This window comes from Kineosporia babensis (genome assembly GCF_021129305.1).
GTDB classification, from domain to species: Bacteria; Actinomycetota; Actinomycetes; order Actinomycetales; family Kineosporiaceae; genus Kineosporia; species Kineosporia babensis.
Genome location: NZ_JAJOMB010000020.1, coordinates 53,581 through 75,055 on the forward strand (window position 1 = coordinate 53,581; position 21,475 = coordinate 75,055).

The following is a 21,475-nucleotide window of genomic DNA, read 5'->3' on the forward strand; positions in this document are numbered from 1 at the left end:
CCTGACTCTGCCGAAGATCCTGGAGCCGAACCGTGAACTCCACGCCGTTGTTCTCCCTCGTGGCGGGTGTCCTGGTGATCCCCGCGCTGGTCCTGCTGTGGCTGGCCCTGGGCGAACGCCTCCTGCGGCTGCTGCCGGCCCGCGCCCAGGACCGGGTGCGCCCGTGGCTCTGGCTGGCCCTGCCGCTGCTGCTGGGCGGCACGATCCTGGTCTACCCGCTGATCCAGACCCTGCTGATGTCGTTCCGCAACCGTTCCGGTGAGGGCTTCGTCGGCCTGGACAACTACGGCTGGGTGCTCAGCGAGCAGGTCCGCCCGGTGCTGGTGAACAACCTGATCTGGCTGATCGTGCTGCCGGTGCTCACCCTGGCGCTGGGCCTGGTGATCGCCGCCCTGGCCGACCGGGTGCGCTACGAGTGGCTGGTGCGGACCGTGATGATCCTGCCGATGGCCATCTCGTTCTCGGCCGCCGCGGTGATCTGGCGGCTGATGTACGCCTACCAGCCGGCCGGCGCCGCCCAGACCGGCACCCTGAACGGCATGCTCAACCAGCTCGGGCTGGAGCCGATCGCCTTCCTGTCCGACCCGGCGCTGACCACCTGGGCGCTGATCGCGGTGGGCGTGTGGATGTCCACCGGCACCGCGATGCTGATGCTCTCGGCCGCGATCAAGAACGTGGACGCCTCCACCCTGGAGGCCGCCCGCCTGGACGGGGCCGGTGAGCTGCGGGCGTTCTGGCACATCGCGGTCCCGCAGATCGCCCCGACCATCATCGTCGTCTACACCACGCAGGTGATCTTCGCGCTGAAGATCTTCGACATCGTCTACACGATGACCAACGGCGCCTTCGACACCAACGTGATCGCCAACCGGATGTACGCCGAACTGTTCCAGGCCCGCGACTACGGCCACGCCTCGGCGATCGCGGTGGTCCTGCTGATCGCCGCCGTCCCGATCATCGTCGTCAACGTCCGCCAGTTCCGCGAGGAGAACGCCCGATGAGCACCACCCTTCCGGCGCCCGCCCGGGCCCGGCGCCGACCGTTCTCCCCCGCCCGCGGCCTGGTGCACACCGTCCTGGTCGTGGTCTGCGCGGCCTGGGTCCTGCCGCTGCTCGGCCTGATCGTCTACTCGTTCCGCACGATCGCCGACTCGGCCACCAACGGCTGGTGGAACGCCCTGGTCAAGCCCTGGTTCACGATGACCAACTACCAGGACGCGTGGACCACCGGCGGGATCGGCCGGGCGATCCTGAACAGCACCCTGGTCACCCTGCCGACCACCGCGATCACCGTGGTGATCTGCGCGGTGGCCGCCTACACCCTGGCCCGGATGAAGTTCCGCGGCCGGATGACGCTGCTCGCGATCGTGGTCAGCCTGCTGGTGGTGCCACCGCAGCTGACCCTGGTGCCGCTGCTGCGGTTGTTCGGCGACCTCGGCCTGACCGGTGAACTGCCCAGTGTCTGGCTGTTCCAGGCCGGTTTCGTGATCCCGTTCGGCACCTACCTGCTGCACGGCTTCTTCCGGGCCTTCCCCGAGGAACTGCTCGAGGCCGCCGCCCTGGACGGCGCCAGCGTGCCGCGTACCTTCTTCAGCATCGTGCTGCCCACCAGCGTCCCGATCATGGTGGCGCTGGCCATCATCCAGTTCATGTGGTCCTGGAACGACCTGCTGGTGCCGCTGCTGTTCCTGGGCGGTGGCGCCGACGTGGCCCCGGCCACCGTGCAGATCGCCGGGCTGGTGCAGTCCACCGGAGGCGGCCTGAACGCGCTCTCGGCCGCTGCGCTGATGTCGATGATCCCGCCCGTGGTGGTCACCCTGGCCCTGCAGCGCTACTTCGTGCGCGGAATCCTGGGCGGCGCGGTCAAGGGCTGACCCTCGTGCATCTGCAGAACTGAATTGCTTCGTCAAGAACATGTGTTGGACAGAACTCAATCCCGGGACCACGATGAAATCGTCCACGGGGTAACACAATTCTGTCCGGAGTGGAGTCTTCCTATGTCTCACCAAGAGGTCGAGGTCCTCGTCGTCGGGGCCGGCCAGGCCGGTGTCGCGATGAGCGAGCACCTCACCGCAGCGGGGGTTTCGCACCTGGTGCTGGAACGCGGCCGGATCGCCGAACGCTGGCGCTCGGAGCGGTGGGACTCGCTGGTCGCCAACGGCCCGGCCTGGCACGACCGCTTTCCCGGCCTGGAGTTCGCCGACGTGGCCCCCGACGGCTTCGCCGGCAAGGAGCAGGTGGCCGGTTACTTCGAGGCCTACGCCGAGAAGTTCGCCCTGCCGATCCGCACCGGCGTGGAAGTCACTTCGGTGCAGCGTAATTCCGACCGTCCGGGCTTTCGGGCGCAGACCTCCGAGGGAACGGTGAACGCGCGCTTCGTGGTCGCCGCCACCGGCCCGTTCCAGAAGCCGTCCTACCCGCCGATCGTCGCGCCGAGCGAGAACCTGCACCAGATCCACTCCAGCAGCTACCACAACCCGCAGCAGCTGCCCGAAGGCGGCGTGCTCGTGGTCGGAGCCGGATCCTCCGGGGTGCAGATCGCCGACGAGCTCAAGCGCGCCGGCCGCGAGGTCTACCTGAGCGTGGGCGCGCACGACCGCCCGCCGCGCAGCTACCGGGGACGTGACTTCGTCTGGTGGCTCGGCGTTCTCGATCTGTGGGACATGGAGACCCCGCCGGCCGGCGCCGAGCACGTCACCATCGCGGTCAGCGGTGCCCGCGGCGGTCACACCGTCGACTTCCGCAACCTGGCCGCCGACGGCATCAACCTGGTCGGCCTGACCGACTCGTTCGAGAACGGCACCGTGCGGTTCAAGCCCGACCTGGCCGACAACATCGCCGCCGGCGACAGCAACTACCTGGCCCTGCTGGACGCCGCCGACGCCTACGTGAGCCGCAACGGACTGGACCTTCCCGAGGAACCCGAGGCCCGCGTCCTGAAGCCGTTCTCGCAGTCCGAGCCGCTGCTCGAACTCGACCTGGCCGCCGCGGGGGTCACCTCGATCATCTGGGCCACCGGCTTCACCGCCGACTACGGCTGGCTCCAGGTGGACACCTTCGACGCCAAGGGCAAACCCGTTCACCGGCGCGGTGTCTCGCAGGAACCCGGTGTGTACTTCCTCGGTCTGCCCTGGCTCTCACGCCGCGGCTCCAGTTTCATCTGGGGGGTGTGGCACGACGCCAAGCACGTGGCCGGGCACATCACCACCAAGCTCAGCTACCACGCCTACCAGGGGGCCTGAAGATGTCCGAACCGATCGTCGTGGGCGGGCACAAGCGCATCCGCCCGTTCAACACCAAGGTCACCTACCCCGAGCAGAACCTCGACAACGACCTCTGCCAGGCGGTCGTCGCCGGGAACACGGTCTACGTGCGCGGCCAGATCGGCCAGAACCTCGACACCAGCGAATCGGTCGGGATCGGTGACGTCGGCGCGCAGACCGAGCAGGCGATGACCAACATCGCGATGCTGCTCGAGGAGTCCGGCGCCAAGCTGGAGCACCTGGTCAAGCTCACCATCTACATCGTCGACCCGCGCTACCGCGAGACGGTGTACCGCATTATCGGCAAGTACACCAAGGGCGTGCACCCGATCTCCACCGGCCTGGTGGTCTCGGCGCTGGCCCGGCCGGAGTGGCTGGTCGAGGTCGACGCGATTGCGGTGATCCCCCAGTGACTTTCTCGATTCTGGCCACGGACGGCTCGGGCGCAGTGGGCATCGCGGTCTCGTCCTCCAGCCCGGCGGTGGCCGCCCGGTGCATCCACCTGCGCGCTGGGGTGGGTGGGGCGTCCTCGCAGAACGTCACCGATCCGCGCCTGGGTACCGAGCTTTTGGACGCTCTGGAGACCGGCGCCGGAGCGCAGGCTGCCCTGTCGGGTCTGGTCGAGGGACGCGAGCTGATCCAGCACCGCCAGCTCACGGTGCTGGATCTGAACGGCCAGGGGGCCGCGTTCTCCGGCTCGAAGACCCTGGGCGTGCACCACCACCAGGTAGGTACCCAGGTAGTCGCGGCCGGAAACCTCCTGGAATCCGCCGACGTCGTCGCCGTGATCGTCAAGGCGTTCGAAGCGTCCTCAGGTGAACTCGAAGAGCGTCTGCTGGCCGCCCTGGAAGCCGGTCTCGACGCCGGTGGCGAGGCCGGACCGGTTCGCTCGGCCGGACTTTCGGTGGTCCGGAAGGTGGCCTGGCGGGAGACCGATCTGCGGGTGGACTGGAGCGACACCCCGATCCAGGACCTGCGCGCCCTGCTCGAGATTTGGATGCCACAGCGCGACGCGTACGTGACGCGCGGCCTGAATCCGGAGCAGGCACCCTCGTACGGAGTACCCGGCGATGAGTAAGGATGCCGCCGCCCGGACCATCGCCCAGGACGCCGAGCGCCTGATCCAGCTCTCCGAACTGCTGCACGCGAACCCCGAAACCGCATGGGAGGAGCATCGTTCGGCGCGCTGGGTGGCCGAGTCGCTGGAGGAGGCCGGGTTCGCCGTGACCCCGGCCTACCTCGGCCTCGAAACCGCCTTCCTGGCCACCTACGGCAGCGGGCCCTTCCGGCTCGGGCTGTGCGCGGAATACGACGCCCTGCCCGGCCTGGGCCACGCCTGCGGGCACAACCTGATCTCGGCCATCACCGTAGGCGCAGCGCGGGCCCTGGCTCCGCTCGCCGATGCCGCCGGCCTGACCATCGAGGTCTACGGCACGCCGGCCGAAGAAGGCGGTGGAGGCAAGATCGAGCTGCTGGAGCGGGGAGCGTTCGCCGGGCTGGACCTGGCGATGATGGCCCACCCCGCACCGGTGGACGTCGCCGAGGCCGAACCGTTCGCGGTGTCGCACTCGCACGTCTCCTACCAGGGCAAGGCCGCGCACGCAGCGGCCTACCCCCAGCAGGGCGTCAATGCCGCCGATGCCTTCACCATCGCCCAGGTCGCGATCGGGCTTCTGCGCCAGCAACTTCCGCCCACGGTCCGGGTGCACGGGGTGATGACCAACGGCGGGGAAGCGCCGAACGCCATTCCCGCGCACACCGAGGGCCGCTGGTACGTGCGGGCCGAGTCACTGGCCCAGCTCGCCGAGACCGAGGAGAAGGTCTGGCGCTGCTTCCAGGCCGGAGCGCTGGCCACCGGCGCAACGCTCGACATCTCCCCGGAGAGCCGGCCCTACGCGGAATTCAGGACGTTCGACCCGGCTTTGCGCGCCTACGTCCAGAACGCGCATCAGCTGGGTCGGGTGTTCGATCGCGGCTCCCCGGCCCGGGCGATGAACCGCGCCTCCACCGACATGGGCAACGTGTCCCAGGTGGTCCCGGCCATCCACCCGTACATCGGCATCAACTCGGCCCCCGCGCTGAACCACCAGCCCGAGTTCGCCGCGCACTGCGTGGGGCCTGACGCCGAGAAGGCTCTGCTCGACGCCGCGACTGCCCTGGCCTGGACCGCCCTGGACATCAGCGCCGCGTAAGCTCCTGCGCCGGGAACCGTTTGGCCCAGGCTGGTTCCCGGCGCTTCACGAAGACGGCCAGGGTCGGCTCCGAAGTGGCGCTTGAGTTCGGTCAGGTTCCCCGCGCCGCTCGTGGTCATCGGCAACTACTGAACCGGCGCGTTCGCGTGGACCTCCCTATTGGGATGCCACGGCCGAAGCCTGCAGGGCAGCGGCGATCCACTCGGACAGGCCGGCCAGGTCTTCCTGCTCATCCAGCGGCGGCACCGGCTGCGTCCCGTTGATCACCGCGACCAGGGCAAGGTACCGGCCGTGCGTGGCTTCGTACTGCGGATCAGCCAGGTCGGGCGGCATCGGGCCGAGCATCCGGAAAGCCTCGGCCAACCGCAGCCGACACTCCGGCGAGTCCTGCACCCCGAACGGCAGACCGGCCTGCTCAGACAGGCGCCGGGCCAGATCCTGGGCATGGTCGGCCTCCGGCGCCAGACCGCTGCGACGGGCCGCCAGCATGGCCTCGACGATCTCGGCGCCCGGCCCGTGGATCATGTCCTGCACCGGCCCGGCCGACATTGCCACGCCCGGCCCTTCGCCGTGCACCGCGCGCAGGTATTCACGGACTTCAGCCCGGAAATCGTTGTCCTGCAACAGATCGGCCAGCTCGATCCAGGCCTCGAGCTGAGCGGCGGTCGGGTCCGGCGACAACGTCGGACGCATCGTGGCCAGGCGCTGCCCGAAGTCGCCCGGCAGGTCCGCCGCGACCTCGGACCAGAAGGCATCCACCAGACGCTCACGCTCTGCGTCGGGCATCGTCACCAGCTTGTGCAGCAGCGCCGCCTGCTCGGCCGGGTGCTCCAGCCGAACCAGGGTGCGTAACACTGCCCTTCGGGCCAGCAGATCTTTCCCTTGCTGTTCCACCAGTTCCAGATGTTCGGCCAGCAGGTACCGCAGCTCGGTCTCGCCGGTGAGCAGGCGCCGGATCTCCTCCAGCCCGGCACCCAGCTCACGCAGTGTGCGGATCAGCTCGAGCTGCGCGATCGTGTGCAGGTCGTAGAGCCGATGGCCCGCGCTGTTGGTCCCGGCCGGGCGCACGATGCCCTCGTCCGAGTAGAAGCGCACGGCACTCACCGCCAGCCCGGTCCGCCGGGCCACGTCACCGATCGGATACCGCCGGTCCTCGTTCTTGTCCATGCCCTTCACCCTGCGCTCTCAAGCCGCTTGAGCCGCAAGCCGGTTGCTCAGAAGTCCTCCCAGCGCCGGATCAGCGCTGCTTGCCCGACCCGTGTGCCATCGTCATCGATCAGATTCCAAACCGTGACGTTGTCGATCCAGAACCGCCGCCCGGAACGAGCCACCCGTGGCCCACGGTAGTCGTTCGTGAACCCATGACGACGGACGTTCTCCAGCAGGACCCGGCGAGCCTCCCGGTCCTCTTCGCCCGCGGACAACCGGGAAGGCAGCCCGACGAACTCGTCCCAGCCGTATTCGAAGAGCTTCTGCACCGCCAGGTTCGCGTACCTGAACACCGGATCCGGGGACGTGTCGTGGGCCAGCAACCCGAACGGCGCCCGGTAGAGCCGGTCCGCAACGGTCGGCCCGTCGCTGCCGGGTGGCCGTCCGGCCGGGCCATCGGGCACGAGCGGCTCGCCGACCAGCTCGTGGTAGCTCCGGGCCATGAGTTCGGCGAACTGAGGGCTGCGGGTATCCATTTCGTGCATGCTCACCGGACCGAATCTACTGGTCGGCTCGCCGGCGCAGACCCGGGCGCGGAGGAACCACCGTTTCGGTTTGTGTACACGTGGTACCAGAAGGACGCGGTGTACACGTTGCGGACTCGTCTCCAGGGAACCGGTCCGGAATGCGCCTGAGTAAGTCGACGATTCGGGCGAACAAAGTGGCCGGTGCGCGCATCAGACCTGTCGGCCGGATTCGGGCAGACAGGGAGTGGGCAGATGCAGCAGGACGGGTCGGGGCAGGAACGAGCTGGGCTGAAGCAGGATCGCGGCAGTTCGCGGTCAGGTGGCGGCGAGCGGTGCCGGCAAGGCAGTGGGGCGCCGAAGAAGCTGGGCGGACGGGTGCGGGGCCGGGGTGCTTCGGTGGCAGTGAGCCTGATGGCGGTGGGTTTGATGGCGGGGGCGGGGCTGCTGGTCGCACCCCCTTCGGCGCAGGCGAGCGTGGGGGTGATCGACGGCAAGAAGAGTGTTTACGGCCCCTGGGCGGTGCGGATGCTGGTGGACGGCAAGCCCCATTGCACGGGAACCGCGCTCACCGATCAGTGGGTGATCAGCGCGTCGCACTGCTTCTTCGACCGGCCGGACAAGCCGGTGGCCGACCGGCGGATCACGTTCCGGGCGGGCAACCTCAATCAGCGTGAGGGGCAGAAGGTGCGGGTGATCCGGGGCAGCCGGGTGGCCAGCCCGAACGGCGCCGACGTCATGCTGATCAAGGTGCAGAAGATGAAGGACGTGAAGCCGGCCAAGCTGTCCAGGGCCGCGGTTCGGCCCGGGCAGGCGGTGCGGGTGTTCGGCTGGGGCGCGACCTGCGAGGACGACGAGCACAAGTGCCAGGCCAACCAGTTGCGCCAGGCCGATCTGAAGGTGCTCTCGGCCAAGAAGAAGGGCTGTGAGTACTACGCCGCCCCGGGCGGTAAGGACTTCTGCGCGGTGAAGGTGCGCGGCGTTCCGGCCGGAGGCGATTCAGGGGCCCCGGTGATGACGATCGCCCCCAAGGGCAAGGAGCGCATGGTCGGCGTGTTCTGGGGATCCGACCGGGAGAAGATGGTCGGCGCCGCCGCGATCACCAAGCAGCTGAAGTGGATCCGCTCCGTGACCGGCTGACCGCTCAGCGGCGCGATATCTGCTGCGCCTCGCCCTGATTCGGGAGCACGCCCTGATCCGGGCAGGCACTCGCCGTCGCACAACTGGGAACGGCGGCCGCCTCGGCGCGGTCGCTCAGGCCGATGACCACCACACCGACGCCCAGGACACCGGCGACCGCACCAAGGCTCACCAGCTGACGGGGACGGCGACTCAGGGCCATGGGAGGTTCTCCAGATCAGAGCAGGCGGAAGCAGGCGGGATTGGGCGCATTCAGAAGGAACCGGATGAATGCGCTCAGAGCGTACCGCCTGCGCCGGGCGCCGATTACCAGCACAATGCGCCCCCGTCGGGCGACGTCCGGCGTTTTACCTTCTTCCCATTTGCGGGTCCGGACTTGTACCCTTGGTTCAGCATTAAGTAAGGCCTCCTCACTAATCATGCCTCCCGCCCTGAAGGGATCGTCATGAAACGTGTTCGACTGGCCGCTGCCTGCCTTGCGGCCACTGCCACCGTGGCGCTCGTCGCCACCCTCGTCCCGGCCGGCGCCCAGGCCGCCACCCCCAACCGGTCGGCCGTCTCGGCCGCCTGCACCGGTCCTGCCTGGGCCAAGGACGTGGCCTACAACGGCGGCGCCGTGGTCACGTACAACAACCACACCTGGACCGCGAAATGGTGGACGTACGGCGATGTTCCGGGCGCCAACGCGCAGGACGTGTGGGTGGACGGGGGTGCCTGCGGCGGCACCGACCCGACCACGCCGCCCACCACTCCCCCGCCGACCACCGATCCGCCGCCCAACCCCAGCGGCAAGAAGGTGATCGGTTACTACACCAACTGGAGCACCTACCAGCGCAACTTCCAGGTCAAGGCGCTGGACACCAGTGGCGCGGCGGCCCGGCTCACCCACATCAACTACGCCTTCGGCAACGTCACCGGCGGCAAGTGCGTGATCGGTGACGCCTACGCCGACTACCAGAAGACCTTCACCGCAGCCGATTCCGTGAGCGGGGTGGCCGACACCTGGGACCAGCCGGTGGCCGGCAACTTCAACCAGCTGCGCCAGCTGAAGAAGAAGTACCCGAACCTGAAGGTGATCTGGTCGTTCGGCGGCTGGACCTGGTCGGGCGGCTTCGGTGAGGCGGCGAAGAACCCGACGGCCTTCGCCCAGTCCTGCCGGGCCCTGGTCGAGGACTCGCGCTGGGCTGATGTTTTCGACGGAATCGACATCGACTGGGAGTACCCGAACGCCTGCGGCCTGTCCTGCGACACCAGCGGAGCAGCCGCGTACCGCAACCTGATGCAGGCGCTGCGCACCGCGTTCGGCAACGACCTGGTCACCTCCGCGATCACCGCCGACGGCACCGCGGGCGGCAAGATCGAGAAGGCCGACTACGCCGGGGCGGCCCAGTACGTGGACTGGTACCTGCCGATGACGTACGACTTCTACGGGGCCTTCGACGCCGACGGCCCGACCGCCCCGCACTCCCCGCTGAACAACTACACCGGTGCCCCGAACCCCGGCTTCGACTCCGACACCGCGATCAAGAAGCTGAAGAGCCTGGGCATCCCCAGCTCGAAACTGCTTCTGGGCGTCGGTTTCTACGGCCGGGGCTGGACCGGGGTGTCCCAGGCGGCGCCGGGCGGATCAGCCACCGGCCCGGCCCCCGGTACCTACGAGGCCGGCATCGAGGACTACAAGGTCCTGAAGAACACCTGCCCGGCCACGGGCACGGTGGGTGGCACCGCCTACGCCAAGTGCGGCAGCAACTGGTGGAGCTACGACACACCGGCCACCATCGCCGGGAAGATGACCTACGCCAAGCAGCAGAGCCTGGGCGGGTCGTTCTTCTGGGAGCTGTCCGGTGACACCAGCACCGCCGAACTCACCAAGGCCGTGGCCAACGGCCTGAGCTAGCAAGCCGGCGCCCGGCTCGGCGGGGGGCCGGGCCGGGCGCCTTCCTCCGCAGTGAAACTCGAAGAAGAGGATCACCATGCTCAAACGCACCGCCCTCCTGGCCACCGCCGTCATCGCCGCCGCGCTCGCCCTGACCGCCCCGGCGGCGACCGCCGCCGTACCTGCTCCCCCGGCAGGATTCACCACGGTGTGGAGCGACGACTTCAACGGGACCGCGAACACCCTTCCCTCGTCGTCGAACTGGATCTTCGACATCGGTCACAACTACCCCGGCGGCGCCGCCAACTGGGGAACGGGCGAGATCGCCTACCACACCAACAGCACGCAGAACGTCAGCCTGGACGGCAACGGCAACCTGCGGATCACCCCGCGGCGCGACTCGGCCGGCAACTGGACCTCGGCCCGGATCGAGACCCAGCGCACCAACTTCGCCGCTCCGGCCGGCGGCGTGGTGCGGTTCGAGAGCCGGATCCAGCTGCCGAACGTGACCGGCGCTGCGGCGCAGGGCATCTGGCCCGCCTTCTGGTCGCTGGGCGAGGCCTTTCGCGGCAACTACACCAACTGGCCGGGCGTCGGCGAGATCGACGTGCTGGAGAACGTGAACGGCCAGAACACCGTGCACGGCACCCTGCACTGCGGGGTCGCCCCGGGCGGGCCGTGCAACGAGTTCAGCGGCCTGAGCGGTAGCCGCTCCAACCTCAGCCCCTCACCCCAGGCCGGATTCCACACCTACGCGGTGGAACTCGACCGCAGCACCTCGCCGGAGCAGCTGCGCTGGTACGTGGACGGCCAGCAGTTCTTCACCGTCAACGCCAACCAGATGGACGCCACCACCTGGAACAACGCCACCCACCACGGCTTCTTCCTGATCCTCAACGTGGCGATCGGCGGCAGCTGGCCGGGCAACCCGACCGCCCAGACCGCCTCCGGCGTACCGATGATCGTGGACTACGTGACGGTCTCGCAGAAGAACGGCGGTGGCACCACGCCGCCCCCGACCGGCGGCGGGAACCGCGACGCGTACAGCACCATCCAGGCCGAGAGCTTCGACAGCCAGTCCGGCACCCAGGTGGTCGACGGCAACAAGCTCGGCTACATCTCCAACGGTGACTGGGCGCAGTTCCAGGGCGTCAAGTTCGGCACCACCCCGGCCCGGACGTTCGTGGCCAAGGTGGCCTCGGGCGCTGCCTCCGGGGTGAGCGGGCTGATCGAGGTCAGGCTGGACAGCCGAACCGCTGCTCCGGTCTCGACCATAGCGGTGGGCAATACCGGCGGCTGGACCAGCTACCGCGATGTGCCCGGCGCTTTGTCCGGAGTGACCGGAACCCACGACGTCTACCTGACCTTCACCTCGGGTCAGCCGTCCGACTTCGTGGACCTCGACAGCTTCACCTTCCGTAACTAGAGATTGTCCTGGTTGGGACAACGGGTGCCTCTTCAGTCATCATCGAAGGGGCACCCGTTCTTCGCAGTGACGTCACAAGGAAGTGAAGCAATGTCTGGCACCACCCCGGCCGATCTGCGCGCACCCTCCGCCGAGCTCCTCGGCCTGCAGGTGGGCGACGTGCTGGTGCGGATGCCGAAGACGCTGCCGACCGGCGTCACCGTGCCGCAGGCGCTGGCCGAGTTCGACGACGACCACGTGCACATGCTGCTGCTGGTCGCGCCGGACGGGACCCTGGCCGGGACGCTGGTGCGCGACGACCTGCCCGATGCGGCGAACGGCCCGGCGCTGGCGTACGCCACGCTGGACGGGCGCACCCTCGAGGCCACGCTGAGCGCCGAGGAGGCCCGCCAGCAGCTGCTCGCAGCCGGGCAACGCCGACGCGCGGTGGTGGACGATGCGGGCCGGCTGATCGGTCTGCTGTGCCTGAAGCGGAGGCGCACCGGATTCTGCTCGGACGCGAACGTGGCCTCCCGGGCAGCCGAGCGCTCGGGCCGGCCCTGCGCCCCGGAGTCCGCCTGAACCCGCAGGAGCGACTGCTCCAGCCGCCGAATCGCCCCGAACCCGGATAATCTGCCCGTTACTGTTCCCCGTGGTTCGAGGAGTCGCCGTGATCAAGCTCGGGATGAGCCTTCCGCAGTTGCACTGGTACGACCTGCGCACCGACATCACCGCCACCGCCCAGGCTTTCGAGGAGATCGGCCTGGACAGCGCCTGGGCGTTCGAGCGGCTGCTGGTGCCGGAGGACCAGAGCGGCGGGCACGGCCTGTACGGCATGCCGGACGTGCCCTGGCCCGAGTACTACCGCAACTCCCCCGACCCGCTCGCCGTGCTCACCGCGGCCGGGGCGGTCACCTCCCGGCTCGAGCTCGGCACCAACGTCCTGGTCGCTCCGCTGCACCTGCCGGTCGTCCTGGCCAACTCCCTGGCCAGCATCGACCGGATCATCGGCGGGCGGCTGATCGCCGGGCTGGGCACCGGCTGGTCGATCGACGAGTACGACGCCAGCGCACCTCGCCCCTTCGCCGAGCGGGGCGCCGCCCTGGACGAGTTCCTCGACGTGGCCGAGGCGGTCTGGGGCCCGGACCCGGTCAAGTTCCGCAACGAGCGCTACACCATCTCGCCCTCGACGGTCGGGCCCAAGCCTGCGCGCCCGATCCCGGTCGTCCTCGGCGGGGGCCGGGGCAAGGCACTGGACCGGATCGCCCGGCGGGCCGACGGCTGGCTGCCGACCAATCTCACGCCGGCCCAGATCGGCGCCCAGCTGGCTCAGTTGCGCGAGAAGGCAGCCGAGTACGGGCGGGACCCGGGTGCCGTCACGTGCATCACCCAGGTGATCAAGCGCGATTTCAGCCGGGTCACCACGGCCGGGCGCGAGCCCTACGCCGGCGATTTCGAGCAGTTCACCGAGGATGTCGCGGCGCTGGCCGAGCACGGGGTGGACCACGTGTTCCTGGCTTCCTCCAGCGCCGCGCGGGACCGGGCCGAACTGGTGGACTGGGCCGCCCAGTTCCACGGCGCGGTCCGCGCGGCGGGGCTCTAGAGCGGCCGCACCGCCCACCCGTCGGCGCCGTTCAAGCGTCCCTCATCGAAAAATCCTGCAGCAGTTCCAGAACCGGCTCCCGGTAGGGCAGCACGCCCTTGTACTCCAGGTCGTCCGCGGGCATGACCTCGATCGTCGAGGCCAGGTCCGCGGCCACCTGAGGGCGGTCGGCCAGCGCCGAGAGCGGCTCGTGGGCGGTACGAATGGTGAACACCACGCTGCTGCGGGCGGGCGGCGGCAGCAGGCGCAGGGTCTGGTACTCCACCCGCACGTGCAGAAGCCTGGCCGCCTCCTGCGGGGTGCGCACCGAAACCCCTTGCTGGGCGCGGGAGTCGGCGGCGGGCTGGAACAGGCGCGGGTCGTCGGTGATCGCCCAGTTGGCCCGGGTCATGATCCGGTCCTCGCGCAGGCTGGTCAGGAACTTGTCCACCGCGGGTGAGAGCTGCTCGGCGTACCCGGGCACGGGCACGTGGATGCCGGCCATGTCCTGGCCCAGCTTCTCGGCCAGCAGCCAGCGGTTGGGCATCGCCAGGCTGGCCCCGACCAGGCGCGGGCGGCCGTCGGCCAGGTCGACCAGGCACAGGTCCTCGGCCACCAGCCGCCCCGCGACGTCGAGCGGATGACCGCTCGGTGACCCCGCCGCGTCCTCAACCGGGCTTGCGAGCACCGACCGGATCAGGCCCAGCAGCACATCCCCGGCCAGGTCGGTACCGGGCAACGCAGCGAACGCCCGGGCGCCTTCGGCGTCCAGCAAGGCCCGCCGCCAGGCCACCAGCGCCGCATCCTGCTCCCGGGGGCGCAACCACTGCTCGCTCGGGAGCCGACGGGCCCCCACCACGTGCCGGAAGGGGCGTGGGGCCGGTTTCGGCCACCACGCGTCCTCCGCCCGCAAAGCTGCGGCTGGGAGCGCTGCCTCCAGCTCCTGCGGTGTCGTCATCCGGCCAGTGTCAGGCCTGCTTCACCAGATCGGCCACCTCGCGGCGCAGGACCTTGCCCATCTGGTTGACCGGCAGCTTCTCCACCACCACGAACCGGCGCGGCACCTTGTAGCGGGTCAGCTCCTCGCGCAGGTAGGCACCGAGCGCGTCCGGGTCCACCTTCTCGCCCTCGGCCGCCACCACCGCGGCCACCACCTCGTCGTTGCCGTGCTCGTCGGGCACGCCCACCACGGCCGCGTCCTGCACGCTGGAGTGCCGGCGCAGGACGTCCTCGACCTCGCTGGGGTAGACGTTGAAACCGCCGACGATCACCACTTCCTTGATCCGGTCGACCACGGTGAGGAAGCCGTCCTCGGACATGGTGACGATGTCACCGGTGCGGAACCAGCCGTCCTGCAGCACCTCGGCCGTCTCCTCGGGCCGGTCGCGGTAGCCGCCGAACACCTGCGGGCCCTTGACCACCAGCTCGCCGCGCTCGCCCAGCGGCACCTCCTCGGCGGGCTGGTCGGGGTTGACGATGCGGACCTCGGTGTCGGGGAAGGGCACGCCGATCGAGCCCGGGCGGGTCTGGGTCATCGGGTTGCCGATCACCATCGGCGCGGTCTCGGTCAGGCCGTAGCCCTCGACCAGGGTGCCCCCGGTCGCCGCTTCCCACTCCTTGATCAGCTCGGCCGGCAACGGCATCGCCCCGGACAGCGAGTACTGCATGCTGCGCATCGAGACCCCGCGCTTGGTGGCCTCGTCCAGGATGCGCCGGTAGATCGGCGGCACGCCGGGCACGAAGGTGGGCCGGCGGCGCTGCAGGGCGTCCACCATCAGCGTGGTGTCCGGCTTGGGCAGCAGCACCAGCTCGGCGCCGGCCCGGATCCCGCACAGCAGGCCCACGGTCAGGCCGTAGGCGTGGAACATCGGCAGCGACGACAGCCAGCGTTCCTGGCCGTGCTTGAGGCCGGGCACCCAGGCCACGCCCATCTTGCAGTTGGCGATCACGTTGCGGTGCAGCAGCGGCACGCCCTTGGGGGTACCGCTGGTGCCCGAGGTGTACAGCAGCAGCGCGACGTCGTCCGGGCCGGGCTTGGGGTGGGCCGGGTCCAGCGGGGCCTTCAGCAGGTCGGCGAACTTGGGGAAGCCCTCGGCCGGGCCGGTCATCTCGGCCCGGGTGGCCCGGGCCTTGGCGATCGGCAGGCGCAGGGCCAGGCGCTTGGCCAGCGGCAGGTCGAGGGTCATGTCCAGGGTGACGACGCTCTGCAGGGCCTGGTCCGGGTCGCGCAGGATCGGGGTGATCGTCTTCACCGCCTTGTCCCAGACCAGAGCCACCTTCGCGCGGTGGTCGGCGAACGGGGCCTTGAGCTCGCCGGTGGTGTAGAGCGGGTTGTGCTCGACCACGGTGGCGCCCAGGCGCAGCACGGCGTGGAAGGCGACGAGGTGCTGCGGGCAGGTCGGCATCAGCACGGCCACGTGGTCACCAGCCTGCACCCCGAGCCGGCGCAGCGCCTCGGCGGCCCGGGAGACCTGCTCGCCGAACTGCGCGTAGCTGACCGAGCGGCCCAGGAACTCCATGGCCGGCCGCTCGCCGAACCGGGCGACGGTGTTCTCGAGCTGGTCGACCAGGGTCTCGTCGTCGTACTCCAGCTGGAGCGGGACTCCCGGTCCGTAGGAACCTGCCCAGATCGACGGCTCGGGCACAGCGGATCTCCTTCGCGACGGTTAACCTACGGGAACGTAGGTTAGTCGAACCTGAGCCCGTCCGCGCCACCGGTACGGCATTTGCCGGAGTTGATCTCGTCACGGGGACGTACCGTCCCCGCACTGCCGGTACTGGCCCGGCCTCTTCCGGTCCCGAGGGCGAGGTGGCAGCATGTGTTCGTTCTGAGCGGCTGCCGACCTGGCCACGAAGGCGATCGGAGGCTTCCCGTCCCGATCGCACGTCACCGTTGGAGGCATTCGCTTGGCCGAGAGCCTGGAGGGCTGGACCGCGCGGCGGCGCCCTCCGTCCCGTAAACGTCAGGAACCGCGAAAACGTCAGGAACCGCGAAGACGCCGGGAACTGCGGCAGGACGAAGCCCAGATCCGGCGCCCGCCACTACCGGAGGACCGGGAGCGCCGACTCGTCCTCGCCCTGACCCTGGGCCTGCTGTTCGCGGTCGTCGTGGGGGCCGCTGCCACCTTGCTGGTGCTCAACGGCAGCGGCCGCTACCAGCTCGAGAACAGCGATCTCTACCAGCAGAACCAGATCGCCGGCTGCAACAGCCTGTTCCCCGACGACCCGGTCAAGGCCGACGAGTGCATCGCCCGGATCCCCTGACCCGTTCCGCATCCACTCACGCCCGGTCGGCCGGCCGGTGAGTGGTGGAACCGCGATCGATCAACGTGGGTAGCAGCCGCAGGTGCCGGCGGGCCGGCCCGCCGTGCTCGATCCGGCGCACCAGCAGCCGCAGCGCTTCCTGGCCGATCTCTCGGGTGGGCGGGGCAACGGTGGTCAGGTCCAGGCCGCCCAATCCGGCCACCACGTCGTCGTAGGCCACGATCGAGACATCTCCGGGCACCTGCAGACCGGCGCCGTGCAGTTGCTCGATCAGGTTCAGCGCGTCTACGTCGTTGTGCACGATCACCGCGGTGGCGCCGTGCCGGGCAACCTCGTCCGGCAGGTACACCGCGGCCGCGCCGGGCTGCGGATCTGCTCCGGCCGCACTCAGAAAGGGCTCGGCGATCAGATCCGCGCCCTGCAACTGCCGGAAGGTGGCGCGGACGGTCCGGGCGGTGGGACTGTCGTTGCGGGCGGCCAGCAGGATCCGGGTATGGCCGCGCTCGCGCAGGTGCTCCAGCGCCAGGTGCACACCGTGAGCATGATCGGCGCCGACCGCATCCAGACCGAACAGCGCACTGCCCGGTGGGGCGAAGCGTTCCACCAGGACAACCGGCTTCTCGCCGAGCATGTCTCCCGCGCTGGACGAGGCACGCCAGCGCGGGGTCCACAGCACTCCCAGCAGCCGCTCGAGTTCCGCCCCACCTGCGCCGCCGACCGGGTTCGCCGAGTGCTCAACGCTCAGGTCCAGCCCGAGACGCTGGGCGCCGGAGCGCGCACCCTCGGCGATCTGGGCGTGGTAGTGGCTACGACCGGGCGAGAGCATCAGCACCGGCCCACCCGGACCGCGAGAACGGGAACGGGCGGCCGGTTTCTGCGGCAGGACCGCCCCACCGTGCACCCGGGTCAGAAGTCCCTGGGCGGCTAGGTCGTTCACGTCGCGCCGGATGGTCAGCTCCGAGACCCCGAGCGTGGGCGCCACCTCGCTCACCACCAGTGAACCCTGAGCCCGGGCCAGCTGCAGCAGGTGGTCGCGGCGCTGCTGCGCGAAACCCGTTCTGGAGACGGCCATCCACCCTTGCCCGATGTTCGAGTGTGTTCGATTGGTTGCGTTGTTCGATCGAACAGCATGTACTTCACAGCACCAGTCGGAACTCGTCAAGGCGGACGGGAAGGCGAAGCATGACGCGGGATGTGGCCGGGGACTTCCATCGCCAGGACGTGGACTACTCGCCCTGGCTGTTCTGGGACCGGGCCGATCAGGGCGCGCTGGCCCGGCAACAGCAGCTGCAGGAAGGTCTGGCCCGGGCCGACGGCTTCGAGTTCGGCGAGCGCTGCTTCGTGTCCGAGGCGGCGTCGGTGCAGAATGACGAACTTCGGCTCGGATCAGGCTCTTACGTCGCGGCGGGCGCCTACCTGAGTGGCACGCTCAGCACCGGTCGGGACTGCAGCATCAACGCGTACACCGTGGTGCGTGGCGCCGTCACCCTGGGCAACGCGGTGCGGATCGGCGCTCACACCTCGATCCTCGGTTTCAACCACACCATGGACGATCCCGACGTGGAGGTGTTCCGTCAGCCGCTGAAGTCGCAGGGCATCAGCATCGGCAACGACGTGTGGATCGGCTCGCACGTGGTGATTCTCGACGGTGTGGTGGTGGGCGACCGGTCGGTGATCGCGGCCGGGGCGGTGGTGACCAAGGATGTCGCGGCCGGGGCGGTGGTGGGCGGCAACCCGGCCCGCCTGCTGCGCTGGCGGGTGAAACCGGCCGATCAAGAACAAGAGCAGGAGCAGGAGCAGGAGCAACGGACGATCGGGAGCCTTGGGCAGCGACTGTCCGCCTGGGCGGACGAGGCGCGCGGATCGGCCCCGGCGATCCTGGCCCGGTCCTGGGACGCTGAGCAGCGCCTGTTCACCGACACCCCCGGGGCGGCGCCCACCGTGCGCGCGCAGTGCGACGCCATCGAGATCGCCGACCTTCTGCTCTCCCGGGCCCCGGACCAACTGCCCGCCGCCGAGCAGATCGAAAGACTGCGCGGCTGGCAGGATCCGGTGACCGGGCTGGTCCCCGAACTCGGCCGCCCAATCACCCAACCACCCTCCGCAAGTGAACTTTTCGACGGCGAGACGGCCTACCATGTCCTCTGCGTGGGATATGCCCTGGACGTGCTCGGCAGCGCTTTCCCCGCTCCGGTGAACGTGGTCGCCGCTGCAAGCGCCGAGCAGATCGTCACCGGCCTGCGAGCCCAGCCGTGGCGCACGAACGCCTGGCAGGCCGGGCACTGGGTGGACGGCGTGGGCACGGCCCTGCTCTGGAACCAGAAGGCTCTAAGCGCCGGGCGGTCGGCTGCGTTCGAGGCGCTGGTCGGCTGGCTGGTGACCAACACTGATCCGGCCACCGGCATGTGGGGCCGGCGCTCGTCGACGGAGGGTCTGCTGCAGGTGGTCAACGGCTTCTACCGGGCCTCGCGCGGCACGTTCGCCCAGTTCGGGCTTCCGGTAGGGCATTCCGAGCGGATCGTCGACACGGTACTCGAGCATCTCCGCGACGCCCGCTACTTCCGGCTCGGGCGGTACAACGCCTGCAACGTTCTGGATGTGGCGCACCCGTTGTGGCTGACCCGGGCGAGCGGCTACCGGTCCGAAGAGGTGGCCGCGGTGGCCCACAAGCTGCTTGAGGACGTCCTGGGTCAGTGGCGCAGAGACGAAGGCTTCGGTTTCGCGGCAGGGGGTGAGCTGAGGACGATCCCGGGCCTGCAGGGCACCGAAATGTGGTGCGCCGTGATCTGGCTGCTGGCCGACCTTCTCGGCTTGTCCGACCACCTCGGCTACCGCCCGCGCGGCGTGCACCGGCCGGAACCGGCACTGGACCTGCAGGCATGACCCAACCGGCCAGCAAGGCCGCAACGGCCAGCAGCACGAGATCTGCCGGCTTGGAGATGCCCAACGCCCTGGTGGTGATGGACGAGCAGTGGTGGCACACCCAGTTCGACGAACCCCGCCGCCGGCGCCTGCGCAGCCTGAGCCAAGCCGTGGAACCGCTCTGGCTGCCCGACTTCGACCAGCCCGGCACCGAACAGCGCCTGGCCGAGGTGGAAGTCCTGCTCACCGGTTGGGGCGTACCCACCATCGATGCCTGGGCGCTGAGCCGGATGCCCCGCTTGCGGGCTGTGCTGCACTGTGCCGGAAGCGTTCGCCACGTGGTCAGCCCGCAGCTGTGGGAGCGCGGCATCCAGGTCTCCAACAGCGCCGATCTCAACGCCGACCCGGTGGCCGAGTTCACCTTCGCCGCGGTCGTCATGGCCGGTAAGAAGGCGCCGTTCCTGTCTGCCGCCGCTCAGCAGGACCCTGATCCCTTCCGCTTCGGCCGGTTGAGCAATACCGGCCTGACCATCGGCGTGGTCGGTTTCTCGCGCATCGGCCGCCGGGTGGTGCGCCTGATCACGCAAAACCTGCGCGAGGTGACGTGTCTGGTGGCCGACCCCTACGCCGAGCAGGCCGCGGTGGAGGCCGCCGGTGCCGAGCTGACCAGCCTCGAAGCGATCCTGCCGCGCGTGGACATCCTCACCCTGCACGCCCCGGACCTGCCCTCCACCCGGCAGATGATCGGGGCGCAGCAACTGGCCGCGCTGCCGGAACACTGCTGCGTGATCAACACCGCCCGAGGTGCCCTGATCGACACCGCCGCGCTGACCGAGGAATGCCGCCGCGGACGTCTCAACGCCATGCTCGACGTCACCGACCCCGAACCCCTGCCCCTGGACTCACCGCTGCGCACCCTGCCCAACGTGATGCTCACCCCGCACATCGCCGGCTCGACCGGCTCCGAGACGATCCGGATGAGCGAAGGCGCGCTGGACGAACTCGAGCGTCTGGTCACGGGCCGGCCCCTGGCCCGCCCGATCCGGCGCGAGAGCGCTGCCCTGCAGGCCTGAAACCGCAGCTTTCCAGCGTTCCGGGCCGCGAGCGTCCTTTGTTGCCGGATTGCCCTCACGTGCCAATTGGTGAAATTGAGGCGCGTGCTGCTAGTAATCACCCCAGAATTACCTGATCGATCTGGGGCGGGAACACATGGTGAATAGTGGCGAACGGGCCGGCGAGACCGGCACGCGCAGGGGGAAGTCACGGATCTGGCGCCGGGTGGGGCTGGGCGTCGGGGCCGTGATCGCAGTTCTGGTTGTGCTGGTCGGCCTGCTCTACGTCTGGCCGCTGGGCAGCGACCGGCTGCAGAACGCCGAACCGCAGGCGCTGTCCTTCGAGGAGGCCAGGGCCGCGGGAACGGCTGCGGTGGAACAGGACACGGCCAACGGCGAGGTGCTCGAGGAGTGCCGCAGCGTGCTGCGGGTGCACCCGGAGAAGACCGCCAAGTCGGTGCTGATGCTGCACGGCTACACCGCCTGCCCGAAAGACTTCGTGGCCCTGGCCGACGTGTTCTACGAGCGCGGCTACAACGTCTACGTGCCGCGTGAGGGGCACCACGGCCTGACGGACGTGGACGAGGCCAGCCAGGTCAGTGCGGACGAGCTGGGCGACTATGCCGACGACGCGATGAACGTGGTGGCCGGCCTGGGTGAGGAGGCCGGAGTGATCGGGATGTCGGGCGGTGGGGTGCTGGGCACCTGGCTGGCCGAGTACCGCACCGACGCGGTGAGCCGTCTGCTGCTGCTCTCGCCGTTCTACCAGCCGGCCGCCTCGCAGGCCCCGCCGTACCTGCTGCGGCCACTGACCGTGCTGTACGGCAACCGGGTCCTGCCCGACCGCAAGGTCGGCGACACCAACTTCACCCTCAGCGGCCTGGGCCAGTACCTGCGGATCATGCGCAACCTGCGCGAGGACCCGGTCAACGACAAGCTCGCCGGCATCGCGGTGGCCTACTCGGCCAAGGACCCGTACATCGACCTGGACGCGGCCACCGCCGTTCCCGGGCAGATCGCCGAGGCCAACGATCTGAAGGTGGCCGAGCACGAGTTCCCGGCCGAGCTGAACCTGCCGCACAACCTGGCCAACCCCGACAGCCTGGGCGAGCAGGCCGAGCAGATCCACCAGCTCTACCTGGAGCTTTACGAGGGCTGAGCCCTCTG

The 21,475-nt window shown here is 69.5% G+C and carries 20 protein-coding genes and 1 pseudogene; 15 read left to right on the forward strand and 6 right to left on the reverse strand.

What is annotated here, in order from left to right; all coding sequences use genetic code 11:
• The first annotated feature begins 32 nt into the window (after positions 1-32).
• The 6 genes from LR394_RS29845 (at position 33) to LR394_RS29870 (ending at position 5,454) form a co-directional block, all read left to right on the forward strand.
• Positions 33-1,001, forward strand: coding sequence for a carbohydrate ABC transporter permease (locus tag LR394_RS29845; RefSeq protein WP_231447921.1), 969 nt, complete (start codon positions 33-35; stop codon positions 999-1,001).
• A complete protein-coding gene (locus LR394_RS29850) occupies positions 998-1,873 on the forward strand; it encodes a carbohydrate ABC transporter permease (protein WP_231447922.1) in 876 nt (291 codons plus the stop codon). Before LR394_RS29845 ends, LR394_RS29850 begins: the two co-directional genes overlap by 4 nt.
• Positions 1,874-1,996: 123 nt before the next feature.
• Complete coding sequence (locus tag LR394_RS29855; protein WP_231447923.1) at positions 1,997-3,241, forward strand: flavin-containing monooxygenase; 1,245 nt, start codon at positions 1,997-1,999, stop codon at positions 3,239-3,241.
• A 2-nt stretch (positions 3,242-3,243) separates the two neighbouring features.
• Positions 3,244-3,675 carry a RidA family protein gene (locus LR394_RS29860; RefSeq protein ID WP_231447924.1) on the forward strand — a complete coding sequence of 144 codons (432 nt, stop codon included), beginning with the start codon at positions 3,244-3,246 and terminating at the stop codon, positions 3,673-3,675.
• Positions 3,672-4,340: a DUF1028 domain-containing protein gene (locus LR394_RS29865; RefSeq protein ID WP_231447925.1), complete on the forward strand. Its 669-nt coding sequence runs from the start codon at positions 3,672-3,674 to the stop codon at positions 4,338-4,340. Before LR394_RS29860 ends, LR394_RS29865 begins: the two co-directional genes overlap by 4 nt.
• The gene (locus tag LR394_RS29870) at positions 4,333-5,454 is read left to right on the forward strand and encodes a M20 family metallopeptidase (protein ID WP_231447926.1); all 1,122 of its coding nucleotides are present in this window, start codon (positions 4,333-4,335) and stop codon (positions 5,452-5,454) included. The genes LR394_RS29865 and LR394_RS29870 overlap by 8 nt, the downstream gene beginning before the upstream one ends.
• Before the next feature lie 156 nt (positions 5,455-5,610).
• Here LR394_RS29870 and LR394_RS29875 read toward each other — a convergent pair whose 3' ends face one another.
• The gene (locus LR394_RS29875) at positions 5,611-6,621 is read right to left on the reverse strand and encodes a helix-turn-helix domain-containing protein (protein ID WP_231447927.1); all 1,011 of its coding nucleotides are present in this window, start codon (positions 6,619-6,621) and stop codon (positions 5,611-5,613) included.
• Between the two features lie 47 nt (positions 6,622-6,668).
• Positions 6,669-7,148, reverse strand: coding sequence for an MEKHLA domain-containing protein (locus LR394_RS29880; RefSeq protein ID WP_231448039.1), 480 nt, complete (start codon positions 7,146-7,148; stop codon positions 6,669-6,671).
• 234 nt (positions 7,149-7,382) lie between these two features.
• Between LR394_RS29880 and LR394_RS29885 the strand changes: the two genes are divergently transcribed.
• The gene (locus tag LR394_RS29885; protein WP_231447928.1) at positions 7,383-8,267 is read left to right on the forward strand and encodes a S1 family peptidase; all 885 of its coding nucleotides are present in this window, start codon (positions 7,383-7,385) and stop codon (positions 8,265-8,267) included.
• Between the two features lie 4 nt (positions 8,268-8,271).
• On the opposite strand, the gene LR394_RS29890 is transcribed toward LR394_RS29885, so the two are convergent.
• On the reverse strand, positions 8,272-8,469 hold the full coding sequence (locus LR394_RS29890; protein WP_231447929.1) for a hypothetical protein: 198 nt from the start codon (positions 8,467-8,469) through the stop codon (positions 8,272-8,274).
• A gap of 243 nt (positions 8,470-8,712) precedes the next feature.
• On the opposite strand from LR394_RS29890, the gene LR394_RS29895 reads away from it, so the two are divergent.
• From LR394_RS29895 to LR394_RS29910, 4 genes are all read left to right on the forward strand, one after another.
• A complete protein-coding gene (locus LR394_RS29895; protein WP_269329999.1) occupies positions 8,713-10,164 on the forward strand; it encodes a glycosyl hydrolase family 18 protein in 1,452 nt (483 codons plus the stop codon).
• Between the two features lie 76 nt (positions 10,165-10,240).
• A complete protein-coding gene (locus LR394_RS29900; RefSeq protein WP_231447930.1) occupies positions 10,241-11,569 on the forward strand; it encodes a carbohydrate-binding protein in 1,329 nt (442 codons plus the stop codon).
• A 90-nt stretch (positions 11,570-11,659) separates the two neighbouring features.
• Entirely contained in the window at positions 11,660-12,130 is a 471-nt protein-coding gene (locus tag LR394_RS29905) for a CBS domain-containing protein (RefSeq protein WP_231447931.1), read from the forward strand.
• An 88-nt stretch (positions 12,131-12,218) separates the two neighbouring features.
• A complete protein-coding gene (locus LR394_RS29910) occupies positions 12,219-13,151 on the forward strand; it encodes a TIGR03619 family F420-dependent LLM class oxidoreductase (protein ID WP_231447932.1) in 933 nt (310 codons plus the stop codon).
• 31 nt (positions 13,152-13,182) lie between these two features.
• Here the strand turns inward: LR394_RS29910 and LR394_RS29915 are convergent, their stop codons facing one another.
• Positions 13,183-14,088, reverse strand: a complete 906-nt coding sequence (locus tag LR394_RS29915; protein ID WP_231447933.1) for a heme-dependent oxidative N-demethylase family protein — start codon at positions 14,086-14,088, stop codon at positions 13,183-13,185.
• Positions 14,089-14,098: 10 nt separating this feature from the next.
• Positions 14,099-15,775: a long-chain-fatty-acid--CoA ligase gene (locus tag LR394_RS29920; RefSeq protein ID WP_231447934.1), complete on the reverse strand. Its 1,677-nt coding sequence runs from the start codon at positions 15,773-15,775 to the stop codon at positions 14,099-14,101.
• Between the two features lie 262 nt (positions 15,776-16,037).
• On the opposite strand from LR394_RS29920, the gene LR394_RS29925 reads away from it, so the two are divergent.
• On the forward strand, positions 16,038-16,394 hold the full coding sequence (locus tag LR394_RS29925) for a hypothetical protein (protein WP_231447935.1): 357 nt from the start codon (positions 16,038-16,040) through the stop codon (positions 16,392-16,394).
• Between the two features lie 16 nt (positions 16,395-16,410).
• Here LR394_RS29925 and LR394_RS29930 read toward each other — a convergent pair whose 3' ends face one another.
• Positions 16,411-17,466 carry a substrate-binding domain-containing protein gene (locus LR394_RS29930; RefSeq protein ID WP_231447936.1) on the reverse strand — a complete coding sequence of 352 codons (1,056 nt, stop codon included), beginning with the start codon at positions 17,464-17,466 and terminating at the stop codon, positions 16,411-16,413.
• Between the two features lie 530 nt (positions 17,467-17,996).
• On the opposite strand from LR394_RS29930, the pseudogene LR394_RS43775 reads away from it, so the two are divergent.
• The 3 genes and pseudogenes from LR394_RS43775 to LR394_RS29945 form a co-directional block, all read left to right on the forward strand.
• Positions 17,997-18,152: pseudogene (locus LR394_RS43775) on the forward strand (DapH/DapD/GlmU-related protein); the annotation flags it as partial.
• Positions 18,153-19,273: 1,121 nt separating this feature from the next.
• Positions 19,274-20,329 (forward strand): hydroxyacid dehydrogenase, encoded by a 1,056-nt coding sequence (locus tag LR394_RS29940; protein WP_231447938.1) that lies wholly within the window; start codon positions 19,274-19,276, stop codon positions 20,327-20,329.
• 139 nt (positions 20,330-20,468) lie between these two features.
• Positions 20,469-21,467, forward strand: coding sequence for an alpha/beta hydrolase (locus tag LR394_RS29945; protein WP_231447939.1), 999 nt, complete (start codon positions 20,469-20,471; stop codon positions 21,465-21,467).
• The last annotated feature ends 8 nt before the right edge of the window (positions 21,468-21,475 follow it).